This is a genomic window from Solilutibacter silvestris, from assembly GCF_002895945.1.
GTDB classification, from domain to species: domain Bacteria; phylum Pseudomonadota; class Gammaproteobacteria; order Xanthomonadales; family Xanthomonadaceae; genus Solilutibacter; species Solilutibacter silvestris.
In genome coordinates this window covers 58,664-75,000 of the sequence record NZ_NPZB01000001.1, presented here as the reverse complement: position 1 = coordinate 75,000, position 16,337 = coordinate 58,664, and the positions used below count along the sequence as shown (strand labels likewise).

The following is a 16,337-nucleotide window of genomic DNA, read 5'->3' as shown; positions in this document are numbered from 1 at the left end:
AAAGGGCCATTCAGATGAAATTGAGTAGGGCGGGGCACGAGAAACCCTGTCTGAACATGGGGGGACCATCCTCCAAGGCTAAATACTCCTGACCGACCGATAGTGAACCAGTACCGTGAGGGAAAGGCGAAAAGAACCCTGGTGAAGGGAGTGAAATAGAACCTGAAACCGTGTGCGTACAAGCAGTAGGAGCCCCTTCGTGGGGTGACTGCGTACCTTTTGTATAATGGGTCAGCGACTTATTGTTCGTGGCAAGCTTAACCGTATAGGGGAGGCGAAGGGAAACCGAGTCTGATAAGGGCGCATAGTCGCGGGCAATAGACCCGAAACCGGGTGATCTAGTCATGGCCAGGGTGAAGGTCCGGTAACACGGACTGGAGGCCCGAACCCACGTCTGTTGCAAAAGACGGGGATGAGCTGTGATTAGGAGTGAAAAGCTAATCGAACCCGGAGATAGCTGGTTCTCCTCGAAAGCTATTTAGGTAGCGCCTCATGCGAATCCTCTTGGGGGTAGAGCACTGTCATGGCTAGGGGGTCATCGCGACTTACCAAACCATTGCAAACTCCGAATACCAAGACGGAATACATGGGAGACACACGGCGGGTGCTAACGTCCGTCGTGAAAAGGGAAACAACCCAGACCCACAGCTAAGGTCCCAAATTATCGCTAAGTGGTAAACGATGTGGAAAGGCACAGACAGCCAGGAGGTTGGCTTAGAAGCAGCCATCCTTTAAAGAAAGCGTAATAGCTCACTGGTCGAGTCGGTCTGCGCGGAAGATTTAACGGGGCTAAGCGATAAACCGAAGCTTGGGGTGCATCACTATGTGATGCGCGGTAGAGGAGCGTTCCGTACGCCAATGAAGGTGGATTGAGAAGTCTGCTGGAGGTATCGGAAGTGCGAATGCTGACATGAGTAACGACAATGCGGGTGAAAAGCCCGCACGCCGAAAGCCCAAGGTTTCCTTGCGCAACGTTAATCGGCGCAGGGTGAGTCGGCCCCTAAGGCGAGGCAGAAATGCGTAGTCGATGGGAAGCAGGTTAATATTCCTGCACCTCGCGTAAGTGCGATGGAGGGACGGAGAAGGTTAGGTCTACCCGGCGTTGGTTGTCCGGGGGAAAGGAGGTAGGTATGTGTCTTAGGCAAATCCGGGACACTTTATACCGAGCACCGAGACGAGCTCTTTAGAGCGAAGTGACTAACACCACGCTTCCAGGAAAAGCTCCTAAGCTTCAGCTTACGAAGACCGTACCGTAAACCGACACAGGTGGGTAGGATGAGAATTCTCAGGCGCTTGAGAGAACTCGGGTGAAGGAACTAGGCAAAATGGTACCGTAACTTCGGGAGAAGGTACGCCCTCGTTCGTGGTCACGTGCGTGACTGAGCGAATGGGGGTCGCAGATACCAGGCCGCTGCGACTGTTTATCAAAAACACAGCACTCTGCAAACACGAAAGTGGACGTATAGGGTGTGACGCCTGCCCGGTGCTGGAAGGTTAATTGATGGGGTCAGCCGCAAGGCGAAGCTCTTGATCGAAGCCCCAGTAAACGGCGGCCGTAACTATAACGGTCCTAAGGTAGCGAAATTCCTTGTCGGGTAAGTTCCGACCTGCACGAATGGCGTAACGACAGCGGCGCTGTCTCCACCCGAGACTCAGTGAAATTGAAATCGCTGTGAAGATGCAGCGTTCCCGTGGCAAGACGGAAAGACCCCGTGAACCTTTACTATAGCTTTACATTGAACGTTGAGTTCGTCTGTGTAGGATAGGTGGGAGGCTTTGAAGCGATGGCGCTAGCTGTCGTGGAGCCAACCTTGAAATACCACCCTGATGTGCTTGACGTTCTAACCTGGGTCCGTAATCCGGATCGGGGACCATGTATGGTGGGTAGTTTGACTGGGGCGGTCTCCTCCTAAAGAGTAACGGAGGAGCTCGAAGGTACGCTCAGCGCGGTCGGACATCGCGCACTGTGTGCAAAGGCATAAGCGTGCTTGACTGCAAGATCGACGGATCAAGCAGGTACGAAAGTAGGACTTAGTGATCCGGTGGTTCTGTATGGAAGGGCCATCGCTCAACGGATAAAAGGTACTCCGGGGATAACAGGCTGATTCCACCCAAGAGTTCATATCGACGGTGGAGTTTGGCACCTCGATGTCGGCTCATCACATCCTGGGGCTGTAGTCGGTCCCAAGGGTATGGCTGTTCGCCATTTAAAGTGGTACGCGAGCTGGGTTCAGAACGTCGTGAGACAGTTCGGTCCCTATCTGCCATGGGCGTTGGAAATTTGAGAGGGGCTGCTCCTAGTACGAGAGGACCGGAGTGGACGAACCCCTGGTGTTCCGGTTGTCACGCCAGTGGCATTGCCGGGTAGCTATGTTCGGAAGCGATAACCGCTGAAAGCATCTAAGCGGGAAGCGCGCCTCAAGATGAGATTTCCCGGGGCACAAGCCCCCTGAAGGCACCATCAAGACTAGGTGGTTGATAGGCTGGGTGTGTAAGTACAGTAATGTATTGAGCTAACCAGTACTAATGAGCCGTGCGGCTTGACCATATAACCTCAAGTGGCCTTGGACCCAATCGACGCGATTGGCGGTCTGACGCAAAACTAAAGTTCTCGCTACGTTCCACCTTCTGCAAGATAGCGTCGATGCGTTTGCATTCGACGATGTCTTCAACCAGTTTCCTGGCGACATTAGCGCTGTGGTACCACCCGATCCCATTCCGAACTCGGAAGTGAAACGCAGCTGCGCCGATGGTAGTGTGCATTTAGCATGTGAGAGTAGGTCATCGCCAGGTTTTTACCCCGAAACGCCCAGCCAAAAGCTGGGCGTTTCTCTTTGAGCTCGATACCCCCAGCCAAAAGCCGGGGTTTTCTTTTTGCGCCATCGCCCAGCCAACAGCTGGGCGTTTTGTTGTCTGGAATTCGCCAGGATTCGTGCGTTATGTTGTGCAATTTTCGCCAGAATCGACGCCATGACCTCCGGCGCATGCCCTGTTCACGCGATACCGCGACAATATCGCGGATGAAAAAACTGCTGCCAGCCTTGCTTGCCGTGACCGTCCTGCTGCCCATGCGCTCGGCCGAAGCGCGCACGGTGTATCGCTGCGTGCGCGGCAATACCGTGAGCCTGGCCACGGCACCTGAACCGGGATCGAAATGCGTCGCGAAGGAGATCGACGACAATGCCGCCAAATTGCCGAATTTGTGGGGCGATCTCGGCGTGATCAACGGCACCCTGTACGAACGCCAGCAGGACGGCAAGACCGTCTACAGCACGCGCAACCTGCTGGGATCGACGCCGGTGCTGAAATTCTTCGTGCAGACCCCGCCGGGTTCGCCGGCGCACGAAGGTTTGGGCAAGGTCAGCAAGCCACGTCTCGACCTGTTCGCGAAGGAGTTCAAGGCCGCGGCCAAGAAGACCCATGTCGATGATGCTTTCTTGCGTGCGATTGCCCACGCCGAAAGCGGTTTCGACGAGCGCGCGACCTCGCCGAAGGGCGCGCAGGGCGTGATGCAGTTGATGCCGGACACCGCGCGTGAACTCGGTGTCGCAGATCCCTATGCGCATGGGCAATCGATCGGCGGTGGCGCACGCCTGCTGCAGAAACTGCTGGTGCTCTACAAGGGCGATTACAGCCGCGCGGCGGCGGCCTACAACGCCGGCACCGGCGCGGTGGCGAAGTACGGCGGCATCCCGCCGTACCGCGAAACCGTCGACTACGTGCAGAAGGTCGATGCGTTGCATGCCGCGTATCGCATGGCGATGAAATTGCCGCCATTGCAGCCTTTGCTGCGAGCCGCGCAATGACGACCGCCATTCGCATGGTCGGCTTCGATGCCGACGACACGCTCTGGAAAAGCGAGGACTATTACCGTGCCGCCGAAGCCGAGTTCCGGCGCATCGTCGCGGGTTACATCGACCTGGGCGATCTCGGCGGCCGCTTGTACGAGGTGGAGAAGCGCAATCTCGCGGTGTTCGGCTATGGCGCCAAGGGCATGGTGCTGTCGATGGTCGAGGCCGCGATCGAAGTCACCGACGCGCGGATCGTCGCCGCGGATATCCATCGCATCGTCTCGTTGGGGCGCGGATTGCTGCTGCATCCGGTCGAGCTTTTGCCGGGAATTTCCGCTGCGGTCGATGCCATGGCCGCGCGTTTCCCGGTGGTGCTGATCACCAAGGGCGACCTGTTCCACCAGGAAGCAAAGGTGCGCGCGTCGGGATTGGCCGATCGCTTCCAGCGCATCGAGATCGTCAGTGAAAAGGATCCCGAGACCTACGCCCGCCTGTTCCACGAGTTCGGCGTGCGCCCGGAGGAATTCGTGATGGTGGGGAATTCGCTGCGTTCGGACATCGCGCCGGTGCTGGAATTGGGCGGCGCCGGCATCCACATCCCCTACCACGTCACCTGGGCGCACGAGGCCGAGCACGATGTCGACGCGGCGCATCCGCGCCTGCGCCAGGTCGACGATGCCTCGGGCATCTTCGCGGCGGTCGCCGACCTCGCGTTCGGAAACGGCTGACAGACTGCGCCCCGCTGGCGCGCGAAGCTGAGTCCATCGCAATGGCGAGGGCAGGCATGAAGCAGATTGGAATGATCGTGTTGCTGGCATTGGCCAGCGGCGGCGCAGGGGCGGGCGAAGTGCACCAATGCCTCGGGCACGGCGGCACGGTGAGTTATGTCGATGGCGATTGCCCGGCAGGCACCCATGCCGGCTGGACCCGCAGCTACGACGATGACCGTGCCGGCCAGACGCGCGCGATCCGCCAGCGCCAGTTGGAAACACTGGAATGGCAGCGCAGCAATCGAGCGGAGGTCTCGGCGCTGATGCGGGTGCGTCGTGGCGGCCGGGTGGCATCGGCCCGGGGCGGTGATGGCATGAATCACTGCCAGCGTGCCCGCCACCATCGCGACCGCAGCCGCGACCGCGAATTCAGGACGATGACTTACGACCGCATGATCGCCCTCGACGATGGCGTCCGCGAGGCTTGCCGCTGATAACAGGCGGCTTCGCTGCCGTTCAAGCAGGCGGTGCTATGGTGTCGCACGCTCGCCGGGTGGTGGGCTTCGATGCCATTCATGACGCAATCCTTACGTGCCCTGCTGATCGCCTGTCTCGCCTGCGGATTTGCATGGGCACCACAGGCACGGGCCGAGGATGCGCTGGACTGCCATCTCAAGTTCAATCTCGAAGGCTGGTCGGCGTTCTACAAGACCGCGTCGGGGACCGGGGTGGTCAGCTGCAGCAACGGCGACCACCTGCCGGTGACGATCGTCTCGCGCGGCGGCGGCCTGACGTTCGGCAAATCACGCATCACCGATGGCGTCGGTGAATTCACCGGCATTGCCAACATCCACGACGTCCTCGGTTCCTATGCCGCGGCCGAGGCGCATATCGGCGCGGTGAAATCACGGCAGGTGCAGGTCGTGACCAAGGGCAACGTCTCGCTCGCGCTCAAGGGCAAGGGCGACGGCTGGGACATCGGCGTGTCGCTGGCCAGCTTCACCCTCAAGCCGCGCTGACCTTCGCCCGCGCATGACGGTGCATGGCACACTGATGCCATGGACACAGTACTGGAATGCGTCGAGACGGTCGTCGGACAGGGCGAGCCGCAATGGTCGGTGGTGTGGCTACACGGGCTGGGTGCCGACGGCCATGATTTCGCGCCGATCGTTCCCGAATTGCGTCGAGCCGGTTGGCCGACGGTGCGCTTCGTGTTCCCGCATGCGCCGGTGCGCCCGGTCACGATCAACGGTGGCATGCGGATGCGCGCGTGGTACGACATCGCGCATGTCGATCTCGCCAATCGCGCCGATGAAGTCGGCGTACAGGAATCGATCGCGCAGGCGGAGGCGCTGATCGCGCGCGAAGTGGCGCGCGGCGTGCCGGAATCGCGGATCGTGCTGGCCGGGTTCTCGCAGGGTGGTGCGGTGACGCTGGCGCTCGGCGTCCGCCGCGAACGTCCGCTGGCGGGACTGGTCGCGCTTTCCACCTATCTGCCGGCGCCGGAACGCGCCAAGGCCGAATGTCCCAGGGATACGGTCAAGCCGCCGGTGTTCATGGCGCACGGGCTGGGCGATCCGGTGGTGCCGTATCTCGCCGGCGAGCTGAGTGCGGAAGTGCTGCGCGAATGCGGGTTCGCAGTGGAATGGCACGCCTACCCGATGATGCACGCGGTGATGCCGCAGGAGCTCTCCGACCTGTCCGACTGGTTCGAGGCACGGTTCCGCGCCGCCTGAGCGCGCGTTACCATCGCGGCACGACAGGTTGTGGGGACACAGTCGGGTGCAGGACATGGGTGGCCATCAGATATTGCGCGTGCTCGTTGTCGACGACGAGCCGTTGGCGCGTGAGCGCCTGCATTCGCTGCTGCAACAAGCACCGGGAGTGCTGGTGTCCGGCGCGGCCGGCAATGGCGACGAGGCGATGGAGATGGCGCGGCGGTCGCCGCCCGACCTGGTGCTGCTCGATATCGCGATGCCGGGCCGCGATGGTCTGGAGATCGCACGCCAGTTGGCGGAGTTGCGGCCACGCCCGGGCATTGTTTTCGTTACCGCGCATGCCGAACATGCCGCCGCCGCGTTCGATGTCGAGGCGCTCGATTATCTGGTGAAGCCGGTACGACGCGAGCGTCTGGATGTGGCCTTGCAGCGTGCGCGCCAGTTCCTCGCCACCCGCGGCAGTTTCGCGGCCGATGGCAGTCGCGCGCATCTGCTGGTGCGCCAGCGTGGTGGCGTCCGCCGCATCGCCATCGACGAGGTGATCTATCTGCAGGCCGACGACAAGTACGTGATGGTGCATCACGCGCGCGGTGGCGACCTGATCGAGGAATCGCTGAAATCGCTGGAGGAAACGTTTCCCGGCCGCTTCCTGCGCATCCACCGCAATTGCCTGGTGGCACGGCGGGCGCTGGAAGGGTTGCGCCGCGATGGCGATGGCCAGTACCACGCGCTGCTGCACGGCGTCGCCGAGCCGCTGGAAATCAGCCGGCGCTGCCTGCCCGAGGTCCGCCAGGCGATCGAACAGGAATGATCGCTGGCGCGCGATAATGGCGGGATGAATCGCCTGCGCATCGCCACCCGCAAGAGTCCGCTCGCCCTGTGGCAGAGCGAGCACGTCGCCGAGCGGTTGCGTGCGGCGCATCCGGGTATCGAGATCGAACTGGTGCCGCTGTCCACCCGCGGCGACGAGATCCTCGATCGCTCATTGGTGGCGATCGGCGGCAAGGGCTTGTTCCTGAAGGAACTGGAAGTGGCGATGGAACGCGGCGAAGCCGATTGCGCGGTGCATTCGCTCAAGGATGTGCCGATGGTGCTCGATCCCGGCTTCATACTGCCGGCGATCCTCGAACGCGGCGATCATGCCGATGCCTTCGTCAGCAATCGATACGCGTCGATCGCGGAGTTGCCGCCAGGCGCCAGGGTTGGTACGACATCGTTGCGGCGGCAGGCGCAGTTGCGCGCGTTGCGTCCCGACGTGGAGATCGCTGATCTGCGCGGCAACGTCAACACCCGGCTGGCCAAGCTCGATGCCGGCGAGTACGACGCCATCCTGCTCGCCTGCGCGGGCCTGGAGCGACTCGGCTTCGGCGATCGCATCCGCGCGCGGCTGGACGCGCCGGATTGGCTGCCGGCACCGGCGCAGGGCGCGATCGCCATCGAATGCCGTGACGACGATGCGCGTGTCGCTGCGCTGCTTGCGGTGCTGGACGATCCCGCCACCCGCGCCTGTGTCGAGGCCGAGCGTGCGCTCAACCGCCGCCTGGATGGCAGTTGCCACGTGCCGATCGCCGCATTTGCGCAGTTGAAGGGTGGGCGGCTGGACCTGCAGGGACTGGTCGCCTCGGTGGCCGATGGCCGCAGCCTGCGCGTCCGTGGCGATGGCGATGCCGCCGCGCCCGATGCACTCGGAGAGCGGCTGGCCGACGAATTGCTGGCCACCGGTGCCCGGGCCTTGATCGCCGCAAGTTAAGCTATGGGTTGAGCCGCCTGCATCCTCATCATGGACCGCCACGAACGCATCCACGCACTTCATCGCATCTTCAAGTCGTCGCGTTATGCGGTGACGGTGCCGAGCCTGCAGGAACAGCTTGGCTGCTCGCGCGCCACGGTCTATCGCGACATCGCCTGGCTGCGCGATGCGCTGATGGCGCCAATCGTGGGCGACGGCGATGCCGGATTCCGCTACGACAGCCATGACGAATCACGTTTCGAATTGCCCGGCCTGTGGCTGAGTTCGGAAGAGCTGCATGCGTTGATGGCTGCGCAGGCCCTGATGGGCCACACCGGCGGCAACGTGCTGAACAGCGCGTTGGCGCCGCTGCAATCGCGCATCGAGAAATTGCTGGAAGAGCAGGCCGGCGGTCGGCGCTGGCCGATGGAACGCATTCGCGTACTGGGGCACAAGGCGCGCAAGATCGACGAGCATTCCTTCCGCACCGTCGCTTCGGCGACGCTGGAACGCAGGGAATTGAGTTTCGATTACCGCGCGCGCTCCACCGACGAAACCACGCGCCGCCATGTCTCGCCGCAGCGACTGACACACTACCGCGGCAACTGGTATCTCGACGGTTGGGATCATGATCGCGAGGCATTGCGCAGTTTCTCGGTCGATCGCATGACGGCCGCGAAAATGCTGGAAACGTCGGCGCGTGATATTCCCGAAGCCGAACTCGATCGCCATTTGGCCGGCGGCTACGGGATTTTCTCGGGCGACCCCAAGGGCGTTGCCATCATCCGTTTCAACGCCAAGTCCGCGCGCTGGGTCGCCGACGAACATTGGCATTCGCGCCAGGAAGGACGCTTCCTGCCCGATGGTTCCTACGAATTGAAGGTGCCGTACAGCAACGGTCGCGAATTGCTGATGGACATCCTGCAATATGGCGGTGACGCCGAGATCATCGAGCCGCGCAGCCTGCGCGAACAGGCCCGAACTTTGCTCACGCTGGCGGCGTCGAATTACGACCGTGGCTGAGAAGTCGCAGCCCCTGAGATGACCAAAGATCAGGCTTGCTCCATCACAACGATGGAGCCTCGCCATGCAGATCCGTTCGATCATCCACCCCGAACTCGTGTTGATGCTGCGTCGCGCCTTGCTGGCCGGATTGGCGCTGGTCGCGCTGGTGCCGGCCGCGCGCGGGTCGAGTGCCTGGCTGGGCTGGATGCCGTTGTGGCTGGTGCTGATGCCGGCGTGCGCGTTGTGGGTGGCGGAAGGGCTGCCGATGCCGCGGCTTTCAATGGTGGCAACCGCGCGTCGCGGCAATGGTCGTCGCGTCCAGGCGCGACGCTTGCGTCCGATGTGATCCCGGTGCGCCGACCCTGACTTCTGGCGGGTGAGGCCAGTATGTCCGCGTGCTAGTTTTGGCGATCACCCAAGACACGGATCGCCCCATGAATCACGGATTGCGCATCGCCTCGTTCGGCTCGATCGCCGTGGTCGCCGCCGCGCTGGGATTCACGGGAGCGGGCTACGCGGAGACAGCGATGCAGGACGGTTCCAAACAGGCAGAGGCCACGCCGGAAGATGCCAACCAGTGGCTGGAAGACATCCACGGCGACAAGCAGATGGCATGGGTGAAGGAACACAACGCCCGCACCGAGGCCGAACTTGGCGGCAAGCCCGGTTTCGCAAAACTGCAGTCCGATATCCGCGCGATCCTCGATTCCGACGCCAAGATTCCCGGCGTCTACAAGCAGGGCGAGTGGTACTACAACTTCTGGCAGGACAAGCAGCACGTGCGCGGCATCTGGCGGCGCACCACGCTGGCGGAATATCGCAAGGCGCAGCCGAAGTGGGAAACCATCATCGACCTCGACGCGCTCAACAAGGCCGAGGGCAGCAACTGGGTGTGGCACGGCGCGCAATGCCTGCGTCCGGCCTACAGAAAATGCCTGATCTCGCTGTCGCCGGGTGGTTCCGATGCGGACACCGCGCGCGAGTTCGACATGACGACGCGGCAGTTCGTGAAGGATGGTTTCGTCAAGCCGCTGGCCAAGGGCGGGCTCGACTGGATCGATGCCGACCACGTCTTCGTGCAGACCGATTTCGGCGCCGGTTCGATGACGACATCGGGCTATCCGCGCATCGCCAAGCTGTGGTCGCGCGGTACCCCGATGGCGGACGCGAAGGTGGTGTACGAAGGCAAGCCGGTCGACATGGCGATCAGTGCCAATCACGACGACACCCCCGGTTACGAGCGTGATTTCGTCAACCGCACCATCGATTTCTACAACAACGAAACTTTCCAGCGAAAAGCCGATGGCACGCTGGCGAAGATCGACGTGCCCGATTCGATGCAGCGTTATGTCGTGCGCGATTGGCTGGTGCTGGAACCGCGTACGGACTGGATGTTGGGCGGCAAGACCTACAAGGCCGGTTCGATGCTGGTCGCCAACTTCAACGACTGGATGGCTGGCAAGCGCGAGCTGACCGAACTGTTCGTACCGACCATGACGACTTCGCTGGCTGGCGCGACGTGGACGAAACATCACGTGGTGCTGAACATCCTCGATGACGTCAAGAACCACCTGCAGGTGTTGACGCCGAGGACGGGTGGCTGGAAGAAGAGCGAATTCGTCGGCGCGCCCGCGATTGGTGCGATCGGTATTTCGGCGGTCGATGCGGTGGAATCCGATGCGGTGTGGATGACGGCGTCCGGCTATCTCACCCCGACCACGCTGTCGATCGCAGAGATTGGCAAAGCACCGGAAAAACTCAAGTCGATGCCGGCATTCTTCGATGCCTCGAAGGACGTGGTGGAACAGCACTTCGTCACCTCGAAGGACGGTACGCGGGTGCCGTATTTCATCGTCCATCGCAAGGACATGAAGCTCGACGGCAACAACCCGACGTTGTTGTATGGCTACGGTGGTTTCGAGGTGTCGATGATGCCGGGCTATTCCGGAATCATCGGCAAGGCGTGGCTGAACGGGCCTGATGGGAGCGGGGGCGGCGTCTACGTGGTCGCCAACATCCGCGGTGGCGGCGAGTACGGTCCTCGCTGGCACGAAGCGGCACTCAAGCAGAATCGCCACAAGGCCTATGAGGATTTCGCGGCGGTCGCGCAGGACCTGATCGATCGCAAGATCACTTCGCCCAAGCGCCTCGGCACCATGGGCGGCAGCAACGGCGGCCTGCTGATGGGCAACATGCTCACGCAATACCCGCAGCTGTTCGGCGCGATCGTGATCCAGGTGCCGCTGCTCGACATGAAGCGCTACAGCCACCTGCTGGCCGGCGCCTCGTGGATGGCGGAGTACGGCGATCCCGATACCGCCGACTGGGATTACATCAAGACGTTCTCGGCCTACCAGTTGTTCGATCCGGCGAAGCAATATCCGCCGACCTTCATCTGGACCACCACGCGCGATGATCGCGTGCATCCCGGTCACGCCCGCAAGATGGCGGCGAAGATGGAAGCGGCCGGCAAGAACGTGCGCTATTTCGAGAACATCGAAGGCGGCCACGGCGCCGGTTCCACCAGCGAGCAGACCGCCAAGACCTGGGCGCTGAACTATGCCTTCCTGTGGGACGTGCTCGGGAAGAAGTGATGATGGACAACAGCAAACCGCAGCCGCCGCATCCGGCGAAGAAACCCCACGTCGTCACCGCGCCGTTCGGTGCGACGCGCGAAGACCCGTACTACTGGCTGCGCGATGACGCGCGCGAAAACCCGGAAATGCTGGCGTATCTCAATGCCGAGAACGCCTACGCCGATGCGATGTTGGCGCGCCTGAAGCCGCTGGAAAACACGCTGTACGACGAGATCGTCGCGCGCATCAAGCAGGACGACAGCTCGGTGCCGTATCGCGACCGTGGCTGGTGGTACTACTCGCGCTATGTCGCCGGACAGGACTATCCGGTGCACGCGCGACGCAAGGATGGCGCGAGGATCGATGCCGCTTCGATCCAGCAGGCCAACGCCGCCGGCGATTTCGCCGACGAGCAGGTGCTGCTCGACGTCAACGTATTGGCGCAGGGTCATGAGTACTACTCCGCGCATCCGGTGGCGATCAGCCGCGACAATCGCATGATGGCCTGGGCCGATGACACCAATGGCCGTCGCCAGTACACGCTGCGCTTCACCGATCTCGCCAGCGGTGCGGTATTGCCCGATGCCATTGCCGGCACCAGCGCCGATGCCGAGTGGGCCGACGACGGCCGCACGCTGCTCTACATCGAGAACGATCCGGAGACGCTGCTGACGGTGCGGGTGAAGAAACACGTACTCGGCAGCGATGTCGCGAACGATGTCGTGGTTTACCAGGAAGAAGACGACAGCTACTACATGGGGCTCGGCCGCACCCGCGACGATCTCTACATCACCATCGGCATGCACAGCACGGTGTCGAACGAGGAACGCTACGCGCCGGCCGCCGATCCTTCCGACTTCAAGGTGCTGGCGCCGCGCGAGCGCGATGTCGAATACGACGCCGATCATTTCGACGGGCGCTGGGTGATCCGCACCAATGCCCCGGACGCGAACGGCGTGCCCGCCAGGAATTTCAAGATCGTCACCGCGTCCGACGGCGACACGTCGCGCAGCGAGTGGCAGGACTGGATCGCGCACGATCCCGCGGTATTCATCGAAGGCATCGAACTGTTCGACGGATTCAGCGCCATCGACGAGCGTTCGCAGGGGTTGGAGCGCATCCGCATCCTCCACGCCGATGGTCGCGAGGAATACGTCAAGGCCGACGAATCCGCCTATTCGATGGGCCTCGAAGTCAATGCCGAGCCCTATACCGAGTGGTTGCGCTACAGCTACACCTCGCTGACAACACCGGCGATCACTTACGAGGTGAACATCAAAACTGGCGAGCGCCACCTGTTGAAGCAGCAGCCGGTGTTGGGTGGATTCGACCAGGGCAATTACGCCACCGAACGCGTGTGGGTGCAGGCGCGCGATGGCGTGCAGGTGCCGGTGTCGCTGGTCTATCGCAAGGACTTCAAGCGCGACGGCACGGCGGCGATGCTGCAGTACGGTTACGGCAGCTACGGGCATTCGATGGATCCTGCGTTCAGCGTCTCGATCATCAGCCTGCTCGATCGCGGCATGGTCTACGCGTTGGCGCACATCCGCGGCGGCGAGGAAATGGGCCGCGACTGGTACGACAACGGCAAGCTGTTCCAGAAGACGAATACCTTCAACGATTTCATCGATGTCACCCGCTGGCTGGTCGAACACGGATACGCGGCAAAGGATCGCGTCGCGGCGATGGGTGGCAGCGCCGGTGGCCTGTTGATGGGCGCGATCTCGAACATGGCGCCGCAGGCCTATCGGGTGATCCTGTCGCAGGTGCCGTTCGTGGACGTGGTGACGACGATGCTCGATCCGACCATTCCACTCACCACCAACGAGTACGACGAGTGGGGCAATCCGGAACGCAAGGACAGTTACGATTACATGCTGTCGTATTCGCCGTACGACAATCTGGCGAAGCAGGCCTATCCGGCAATGTTCGTCGGCACCGGGCTGTGGGATTCGCAAGTGCAGTACTGGGAACCGGCGAAATACGTGGCGCGCCTGCGCGACGTCAACACGTCGTCGTATCCGGTGGTGTTCCGCATCAACATGGAGGCGGGTCACGGCGGCAAATCCGGCCGCTTCCGGCGCTATCGCGAGTCCGCGGAGATGTACGCATTCATGCTGGATGAGTTGGGTGTGGCTTCATCCGGCCGCGCTACACTTCCAGCATGAACATCAAACTCCCCCTCGTACTGGTCGCCGCCTGCCTGCTCGCGGCCTGTGGCAACAAGGGCCCGCTGGTGATGCCGCAGAAGCCGGTGCCGGTCGAAACCACGACCCCGGCGCTGCCAGCGGACACCCAGTCGCAGCCGACCGACAGCCAATCGCAACCGAAGCCGGCCGCGCAGCCCGCCCAGGAGCCACCGGCCACGCCGGCACCGAAACATTGAGGCGATGATGCGCTTCAGCAAGATGCATGGCGCCGGCAACGACTTCGTCGTCATCGATCTGCGTGACGGTGCGCCTGCACCCGATGCCGACCTTTGCCGCCTGCTCGGCGATCGCCACCGTGGCGTCGGCTGCGACCAGATCCTGACCATCTCCGCTCCGCATGCAGCGGGTTCCATCGCCAGCTACGGCATCTGGAATTCCGATGGTTCGCCCTCCGGACAATGCGGCAACGGCGCGCGCTGCGTCGCTGCGTGGCTGGTGCGCGATAGTGCGGCGCAGGGCGATCGTTTCGCCATCGACAGTCCGGTCGGCACGCACGCGGTCGAACGCCTCGCCGATGGCGGCTATCGCATCGCCATGGGTGTTCCCGATTTCGCGCCCGACACCGTTCCGCTGGCGGCAGGCACTGTCGCCGCTGACAGTTATCGCGTGCATGTGGGAGAGGAAGACATCGCCTTCGGTGCGGTGTCGATGGGCAATCCGCATGCAGTGATCGAAGTGGATGATGTGCGCGCCGCCAATGTCGCGGGCATCGGTCCGGCGCTGCAGTCATCGTCGATGTTCCCGAATTCCGCCAATATCGGTTTTGCGCAGGTGCTGGCGCCTGATCGCATCCGCCTGCGCGTATACGAACGCGGCGCCGGCGAAACCCTGGCCTGCGGCAGCGGCGCCTGTGCGGCGGCGGCGGTCCTGATGCGACGCGGTCGTATCGGTCGCGATGTTGCGGTGGAGCTGCCTGGCGGCGCCTTGCGCATCGCTTGGCCGGATGACTCTTCTGCGGTCACAATGACGGGGCCGACGGCCTTCGTGTTCGAAGGCGAACTGGATTCCTAAAGGATAGGTCGAACGCATGGATCACAACGAAAAACTCGGTGCCCACGAAGTCGCGGCCTGGCTGCGCCACCATTCGGGCTTCCTGCAGCAGTTCCCCGATCTCGCGCAGACACTGCAAGTGCCGCGCGAAGACGGGCGCGCCGCATCGCTGGCCAGCTACCAGCTGGAAGTGCTGCGCGACAAGAACCGCGAACTCAATCGTCGCCTCCACGATCTCTTCGCCAATGCCGAGGAAAACGAACGCCTGGCCGTGCGCTCGCACCAGTTGACGCTGGCATTGATGCGCCAGTCCACGCGCGCCGATACCGTGCGCGCGATGGCGGCGAGCCTGGCCGAGGATTTCCACGGTGATCGCGTGCGCGTACTGCTGTTCCGCAACGTCGCCGAACTCGATGGGCAGGAATGGTTCCTGCATGCCGATGAAGGTTCGTCGGTGCTGGCACCGTTCCGCGATTGCATCGGCGATGGCCAGCCGTTGTCCGGTCGCCTGCAGTCCGACAAGCAATCGGTGTTGTACGGGAGCAGCGCCGACGACGTGTCGTCCAGCCTGTTGCTGCCGATTGCCGGCCACGGCCTGGTTGCGGTCGGCAGCAGCGATGCCAACCGCTTCTATCCGGGCATGGGCACGCTGTTCGCCAAGATGATGGCCGAAGCCTTCGCCACCGCGCTGGATCGCTACACCGCATCGTGAACACCGCGCATGGCATCGCCGCCTTCATCGACCATCTCCGGGTCGAACGGGCGATGTCGGCACATACGCTGGATGCCTATCGCCGCGATCTTGGCGAGTTCGTGCACTGGTGCGAAGGGCAGGGCATCGATGATCCCGCGCGTGCCAATGCCAACCATATCCGCGCCTGGATTGCCGACGGACATCGCAAGGAACTTTCGGCGAAAACCCTGCAACGCCGCTTGTCGTCGTGCCGCAGCTGGTTTCGCTGGTTGCTGAAGAACGGCGTGGTCGCGGCCAATCCCGCCGATGGCGTGCGTGGACCGAAAGCGCCGCGCAACCTGCCGCAGGTGCTCGACGTCGACGAAGCGGTGCAACTGGTCGAAGTCGATGTCGATGCCGCACTCGGCCTGCGTGATCGCGCGATGCTGGAACTGTTTTATTCCTCCGGCCTGCGCGTGAGCGAATTGTGCGGCCTGCGTTGGAATGCACTCGATCTCGATAGTGGTCTCGTCACCGTCACCGGCAAGGGCAACAAGCAGCGCACGGTTCCGGTGGGATCGCATGCCTGCAAGGCGCTGTCGGCGTGGCGCGGTGCAATGCATTCGGCCACCGACGCGCCGGTGTTTCCCGGTCGTGGCGGCGCGCCGATCACCACGCGCGCGGTGCAGTCACGGATGCGCCAGCTCGCGCAGCGCCAGGGTGTCTACAAGCGCGTGCATCCACACTTGTTGCGCCACAGTTTCGCCAGCCACATGCTGGAATCCTCCGGCGATCTGCGCGCGGTGCAGGAATTGCTCGGCCACGCCGACATCAGCACCACGCAGATCTATACCCATCTCGATTTCCAGCACCTCGCCAAGGTCTACGACGGCGCGCATCCGCGGGCGAAGCGGAAGACGGGGGGCTGAGGCAGG

At 62.6% G+C, this 16,337-nt stretch carries 15 protein-coding genes and 2 rRNA genes (1 of these 17 cut by a window edge); all 17 read left to right on the top strand.

What is annotated here, in order from left to right; translation table 11 throughout:
- Positions 1-2,548, top strand: a 23S ribosomal RNA gene (locus Lysil_RS00360); it begins 331 nt to the left of the window's first position.
- A 131-nt stretch (positions 2,549-2,679) separates the two neighbouring features.
- Positions 2,680-2,793: ribosomal RNA gene (gene rrf / locus Lysil_RS00355) — 5S ribosomal RNA — on the top strand.
- 227 nt (positions 2,794-3,020) lie between these two features.
- Positions 3,021-3,806, top strand: a complete 786-nt coding sequence (locus tag Lysil_RS00350) for a lytic transglycosylase domain-containing protein (protein WP_103073618.1) — start codon at positions 3,021-3,023, stop codon at positions 3,804-3,806.
- Positions 3,803-4,519 (top strand): HAD family hydrolase, encoded by a 717-nt coding sequence (locus Lysil_RS00345; protein ID WP_240599985.1) that lies wholly within the window; start codon positions 3,803-3,805, stop codon positions 4,517-4,519. The genes Lysil_RS00350 and Lysil_RS00345 overlap by 4 nt, the downstream gene beginning before the upstream one ends.
- Before the next feature lie 56 nt (positions 4,520-4,575).
- Positions 4,576-4,995 carry a hypothetical protein gene (locus Lysil_RS00340; protein WP_103073617.1) on the top strand — a complete coding sequence of 140 codons (420 nt, stop codon included), beginning with the start codon at positions 4,576-4,578 and terminating at the stop codon, positions 4,993-4,995.
- Between the two features lie 81 nt (positions 4,996-5,076).
- A complete protein-coding gene (locus Lysil_RS00335) occupies positions 5,077-5,520 on the top strand; it encodes a hypothetical protein (RefSeq protein WP_103074887.1) in 444 nt (147 codons plus the stop codon).
- A gap of 39 nt (positions 5,521-5,559) precedes the next feature.
- Positions 5,560-6,237, top strand: coding sequence for an alpha/beta hydrolase (locus tag Lysil_RS00330; protein ID WP_103073616.1), 678 nt, complete (start codon positions 5,560-5,562; stop codon positions 6,235-6,237).
- A 55-nt stretch (positions 6,238-6,292) separates the two neighbouring features.
- Positions 6,293-7,030: a LytR/AlgR family response regulator transcription factor gene (locus Lysil_RS00325; RefSeq protein WP_103074886.1), complete on the top strand. Its 738-nt coding sequence runs from the start codon at positions 6,293-6,295 to the stop codon at positions 7,028-7,030.
- A 24-nt stretch (positions 7,031-7,054) separates the two neighbouring features.
- Positions 7,055-7,969, top strand: coding sequence for a hydroxymethylbilane synthase (gene hemC, locus Lysil_RS00320; protein ID WP_103073615.1), 915 nt, complete (start codon positions 7,055-7,057; stop codon positions 7,967-7,969).
- Between the two features lie 30 nt (positions 7,970-7,999).
- On the top strand, positions 8,000-8,971 hold the full coding sequence (locus Lysil_RS00315) for a helix-turn-helix transcriptional regulator (RefSeq protein ID WP_103073614.1): 972 nt from the start codon (positions 8,000-8,002) through the stop codon (positions 8,969-8,971).
- 64 nt (positions 8,972-9,035) lie between these two features.
- A complete protein-coding gene (locus Lysil_RS00310; protein WP_103073613.1) occupies positions 9,036-9,299 on the top strand; it encodes a hypothetical protein in 264 nt (87 codons plus the stop codon).
- Between the two features lie 106 nt (positions 9,300-9,405).
- Positions 9,406-11,547, top strand: coding sequence for a prolyl oligopeptidase family serine peptidase (locus Lysil_RS00305; protein WP_425477140.1), 2,142 nt, complete (start codon positions 9,406-9,408; stop codon positions 11,545-11,547).
- The gene (locus Lysil_RS00300) at positions 11,547-13,697 is read left to right on the top strand and encodes a S9 family peptidase (RefSeq protein WP_103073612.1); all 2,151 of its coding nucleotides are present in this window, start codon (positions 11,547-11,549) and stop codon (positions 13,695-13,697) included. Before Lysil_RS00305 ends, Lysil_RS00300 begins: the two co-directional genes overlap by 1 nt.
- A complete protein-coding gene (lptM, locus tag Lysil_RS00295) occupies positions 13,694-13,915 on the top strand; it encodes an LPS translocon maturation chaperone LptM (protein ID WP_103073611.1) in 222 nt (73 codons plus the stop codon). The genes Lysil_RS00300 and lptM overlap by 4 nt, the downstream gene beginning before the upstream one ends.
- A gap of 4 nt (positions 13,916-13,919) precedes the next feature.
- On the top strand, positions 13,920-14,750 hold the full coding sequence (gene dapF, locus Lysil_RS00290; protein WP_103073610.1) for a diaminopimelate epimerase: 831 nt from the start codon (positions 13,920-13,922) through the stop codon (positions 14,748-14,750).
- Positions 14,751-14,766: 16 nt separating this feature from the next.
- Complete coding sequence (locus Lysil_RS00285) at positions 14,767-15,441, top strand: DUF484 family protein (RefSeq protein ID WP_103073609.1); 675 nt, start codon at positions 14,767-14,769, stop codon at positions 15,439-15,441.
- Between the two features lie 53 nt (positions 15,442-15,494).
- Positions 15,495-16,331 carry a tyrosine recombinase XerC gene (xerC, locus tag Lysil_RS00280; protein WP_240600236.1) on the top strand — a complete coding sequence of 279 codons (837 nt, stop codon included), beginning with the start codon at positions 15,495-15,497 and terminating at the stop codon, positions 16,329-16,331.
- The last annotated feature ends 6 nt before the right edge of the window (positions 16,332-16,337 follow it).

Excerpts from the sequence above, each read along its gene's own strand:
- Lysil_RS00350 (WP_103073618.1), top strand. The coding sequence starts at position 3,021 with ATGAAAAAACTGCTGCCAGCCTTGCTTGCCGTGACCGTCCTGCTGCCC.
- Lysil_RS00345 (WP_240599985.1), top strand. The coding sequence starts at position 3,803 with ATGACGACCGCCATTCGCATGGTCGGCTTCGATGCCGACGACACGCTC.
- Lysil_RS00340 (WP_103073617.1), top strand. The coding sequence starts at position 4,576 with ATGAAGCAGATTGGAATGATCGTGTTGCTGGCATTGGCCAGCGGCGGC.
- Lysil_RS00335 (WP_103074887.1), top strand. The coding sequence starts at position 5,077 with ATGACGCAATCCTTACGTGCCCTGCTGATCGCCTGTCTCGCCTGCGGA.
- Lysil_RS00330 (WP_103073616.1), top strand. The coding sequence starts at position 5,560 with ATGGACACAGTACTGGAATGCGTCGAGACGGTCGTCGGACAGGGCGAG.
- Lysil_RS00325 (WP_103074886.1), top strand. The coding sequence starts at position 6,293 with ATGGGTGGCCATCAGATATTGCGCGTGCTCGTTGTCGACGACGAGCCG.
- hemC (WP_103073615.1), top strand. The coding sequence starts at position 7,055 with ATGAATCGCCTGCGCATCGCCACCCGCAAGAGTCCGCTCGCCCTGTGG.
- Lysil_RS00315 (WP_103073614.1), top strand. The coding sequence starts at position 8,000 with ATGGACCGCCACGAACGCATCCACGCACTTCATCGCATCTTCAAGTCG.
- Lysil_RS00310 (WP_103073613.1), top strand. The coding sequence starts at position 9,036 with ATGCAGATCCGTTCGATCATCCACCCCGAACTCGTGTTGATGCTGCGT.
- Lysil_RS00300 (WP_103073612.1), top strand. The coding sequence starts at position 11,547 with ATGATGGACAACAGCAAACCGCAGCCGCCGCATCCGGCGAAGAAACCC.
- lptM (WP_103073611.1), top strand. The coding sequence starts at position 13,694 with ATGAACATCAAACTCCCCCTCGTACTGGTCGCCGCCTGCCTGCTCGCG.
- dapF (WP_103073610.1), top strand. The coding sequence starts at position 13,920 with ATGATGCGCTTCAGCAAGATGCATGGCGCCGGCAACGACTTCGTCGTC.
- Lysil_RS00285 (WP_103073609.1), top strand. The coding sequence starts at position 14,767 with ATGGATCACAACGAAAAACTCGGTGCCCACGAAGTCGCGGCCTGGCTG.
- xerC (WP_240600236.1), top strand. The coding sequence starts at position 15,495 with ATGTCGGCACATACGCTGGATGCCTATCGCCGCGATCTTGGCGAGTTC.